Raw genomic sequence first — 3,771 nt, 5'->3', positions numbered from 1 at the left:
GAGCACGCCCACCCGGACCTCGCCCCCGCTGGGGGGCCGTCCCCCCCGCTGGGACTCGCGCCGCCGCGACACCGTGACCGCGCCTTCCACGCCGGACACCGCGCCGCCGCCGCTGGAGAAGGTGAACCTGGCGCACGCCTTCACCGACCTGTCCGGCCCCGGCACCACCCGGCCCGTGGGCATGCTCCATGGCCAGCCCGTGCACCTGGTGCGGCTGACGGGCACCGGCCCCTGGCGCCAGCACGCCACGGGGGACGCGCTGTTCTTCGTCACCCGGGGCCATCTGCGCGTGGAGTCCCGCGAGCGCGCCGTGGACCTGGAGGCGGGCGAGCTGCTCATCGTCCCGCGCGGCGTCGAGCACCGCACCATCACCACCTCCGAGGCGCTGGTGCTGATGTCGGCCCCTCCCCACGACGCGGAGGCCGCCGGGCAGGCGCCGCCGCTCTGAAGCCCACGGCGATGGCATCGTGGGCCTCCTCCCCCAACGGGCAGGCGAGCCCACGCCGCCTCCCGGGGCGGTGATTCCTCCCAAGCAGACCACGGCGCACTTTTGCCCTGAACGAACGAATGGCGGCATCCCACGGCCCCACGTCAGGGCGCGGGGCTCTTCCGCCACGGTCACGAGGAGCGGGAGCCGCCATGCGCATCCACCACCTGAACTGCACCACGATGTGCCCGCCCGGTCGGCGGCTCATGGATGGACGGCGCGACTTCACCGGACCGGCGGCGCTCACCTGTCATTGCCTGCTCTTGGAGACGGCCCGGGGGCTGGTGTTGGTGGACACCGGCTTCGGCCTCAATGACGTGTACGCGCCCCGCGTGCGGCTCCATGGCCTGTTCCGCGACGTGCTGTGCCGGCCCGCCCTCTCCGAGGAGGCCACCGCCGTCCGCCAGCTCGAGCGGATGGGCTTCCAGGCCAGCGACGTGCGCGACATCGTCCTCACCCACCTGGACTTCGACCACGCGGGCGGCCTGGATGACTTCCCGCACGCGCGCGTGCACGTGCTGGCGGAGGAGTACCGCGTGGCCACCGCGCAGCGCAGTGGGTTGGACCGCGCGCGCTTCCGCCCGCAGCAGTGGTCCAAGGAGACGCGCTGGGAGACCTACGCCGCGCGCCGGGGCGAGTCCTGGTTCGGCTTCGACTGCGTGCGCGAGCTCACCGGGCTGCCACCTGAAATCCTGCTGGTGCCGCTGGTGGGCCACACGCTGGGCCATGCGGGCGTGGCCATCGACACCGGGGGCGGGTGGATGCTGCACGCGGGGGACGCGTACTTCCACCACGGGGAGATGGACCTGGACCGTTACCGCTGCACGGTGGGCCTGCGCGCCTACCAGAAGCTGATGCAGAAGGACGGGTGGATGCGCTGGTACAACCTGCGCCGCCTGCGGGAATTGGTGCAGCGCCACGGCGAACAGGTGACGGTGTTCTGCGCGCATGACTCGCTGGAGTTCGAACGCCTGGAGGAGCGCGAGAAGCTGCCCGAGGACTTCCCCATCCGCCCCGGCATCGTCGCCCCCGTGCCGTCGCTGCACCTGTAGCCTGGTATCACTGGATCGACACCGGCTCCGCCCGCGCCGCCTCCTCCACGGAGCGGGGCACGCGCGGCAGGTCCACGGTGAAGGTGGCGCCCTGCCCCGGCATGCTCTCCACGCGGATGGTGCCCCCGTGCGCATCCACGAGCTGGCGCACGATGTAGAGGCCCAGCCCATAGCCCGGCTCTATCTTCATGGTCGGCTCGCGCTCGAAGCGCTCGAAGACGCGGCGCTGGGCGTCCGGCGCGATGCCCACGCCCTCGTCGCGCACCACCAGCCGCGCGTGCTCCGCGTCCAGCGCCGTCACCCGCACCTTCACCGGGTGGCCCCGGCCGAACTTCAGCGCGTTGGAGACCAGGTTCGTCACCACCCGGTCCAGGCGGATCCGGTCCCACTGGCCCACCTGCCCGGCCTCCGCCTCCAGCGTCAGCGTGCAGCCCGCCTGCGCGGCGCTCTCCGCGAAGCGGTCCACCACCTCGCGCGTCAGCTCCCCCAGGTCCACGGGCGTCGTGTCCAGCACCTGCGTGTCGGAGGACAGCCGCGACAGGTCCAGCAGGTCGTGCAGCAGCTGCCCCAGCCGCTCCGCCTGGCCGCTCGCCGCCATCAATCCCTGTCGCACCACCTCGCCCTGGCCCGCCGCCTGGGCCCGCCGCACCCGGTTCAAGAGCAATTGCAGGGCATGCAAGGGATTGCCCAGGTCGTGCGCGGTGACGGCGATGAGGTCCACCGCCTCGCGCGCCTCGCGCAACAGCCGCGTGTTCTCCAGGGCCAGCGCCGCCCGGCCCGCCAGCTCCTCCACCAGCACCTGGTCGCCTTGCGTGAAGAGGCGGTGTCCCCGGGCCGTCATCAGCACGAACACGCCCAGCGTCCTGCTGCCCACGCGCACCGGCACCACCAGCGACGACCCGACACCCAGGCGCTCGATGAGCACCCGGTGCTGGGAGTTATCCGCGGCCCGCTCCAGCTCCGGCCTGCTCGCGTCCACATCCAGGCGCGAGCGCCCGGTGCGCATCACCTCCCAGATGTGCGGGGACGTGCCCGGGCGCGGAGGAAAGCGCCTCAAGCTCTCCCACAGACTCGCCTCGCGCTCGGGGCGCACGTGCGTGACGGCCCGGGGCCGCAGCTCCCCCGCGGGCGTCAACAGATAGAGGATGCAGCCATCCGCCACCTCCGGCACCAGCAGCCGCGCCAGCTCCGCCACCGTCAGGTCGGGGTCCAGCGACTGGTGGAAGACGCGGCCGGCCTCCGCGAGCAGCTCTTGCATCCGCTCCGTGCGGCGCTGCTCGGTGATGTCGCGCGTCACCACCGCGAAGCCCTGCGGCGCCCCGGCCTCGTCGCGCAGCGCGGTGATGGACATCTCCGCCCAGAAGCGCGAGCCGTCCTTGCGCTGCCGCCAGCCCTCCGAGTGCAGCCGCCCCTCGTTCAGGGCCCGCGCCAGGTCCCGCTCCGCCTGGCCCGCCGCCGCCTCCTCGGACGTGTAGAAGAGGGAGGCCGGGCGGCCCAATATCTCCGCCTCGGTCCAGCCCTTGATGCGTTCGGCGCCGGGGTTCCAGCTCGCCACCCGCCCGCGCGCGTCCAGCAGCACCAGCGCGTAGTCGCGCACGCCCTCCACCAGGGCCTGGAAGCGGTGCGCGCTGGCCACCGCCTCGCGCTTGAGCGGGTGCAGCTGGCGGTGGAGCACCCACGCCAGCGCCGCGGCCACCGCCACGCCCAGGGACGACGCCAGGAGCAGCAGCCCCAGCTCCCACCGGTCCGCCTCGAGCGCCGCCTGGTGTGCACGGGTCAGCCGCGAATGCACCTCCCCTTCCAGCCGGGCCTGGGCCTCGCGCACCTGGACATGGGTCCGCGCCAGCCGCTCGCGGGCCGCCGTCTGCTCCCTGCCTTCGGGCATTTCCTGCAGGGCGTGCAGCGCGGCCTCGTGCGCCTGTTCGGCGCTCCAGACGGCATCCACCAGGGTCTGGTCCTCGGGAGCGGACAGCCGCGCGCGCAGCCGCTCGGCGGTGTCCAGGAAGCGCTGCCGGGCCAGGGCCGTGTCCTGGGAGAGGGTGCGCCCGCCCGCCAGCATCGCGCTGTTGGCCAGGGAGACCTTGTCGCTGAAGGCCCGTCCCAGCTGCTCCACCTCCAGCAGATCCAGGGAGCGCTCCAGCACCCGCGCCTTGCCGACGGTCCGCGTCGTCAGCAACGCGCCCACGACGACCGCCGCCAGCACGAGCGCCACCGCCAGGGCCGCCCCGAGCC

General features: G+C 73.4%; 3 protein-coding genes. 2 read left to right on the top strand and 1 reads right to left on the bottom strand.

The window, feature by feature from the left end:
- Positions 1-448 (top strand): cupin domain-containing protein (locus tag D7V97_RS41080; protein ID WP_147445203.1); only part of this gene is annotated, 448 nt, incomplete at its 5' end.
- A gap of 191 nt (positions 449-639) precedes the next feature.
- Entirely contained in the window at positions 640-1,539 is a 900-nt protein-coding gene (locus D7V97_RS41075) for an MBL fold metallo-hydrolase (protein ID WP_120615995.1), read from the top strand.
- A gap of 7 nt (positions 1,540-1,546) precedes the next feature.
- Here the strand turns inward: D7V97_RS41075 and D7V97_RS41070 are convergent, their stop codons facing one another.
- Positions 1,547-3,751 (bottom strand): PAS domain-containing sensor histidine kinase, encoded by a 2,205-nt coding sequence (locus D7V97_RS41070; protein ID WP_304988533.1) that lies wholly within the window; start codon positions 3,749-3,751, stop codon positions 1,547-1,549.
- Positions 3,752-3,771 lie beyond the last annotated feature (20 nt).

It is taken from the genome of Corallococcus sp. CA053C, from assembly GCF_003611675.1.
GTDB lineage: Bacteria > Myxococcota > Myxococcia > Myxococcales > Myxococcaceae > Corallococcus.
This window is presented reverse-complemented; position numbering and strand designations above follow the sequence as displayed.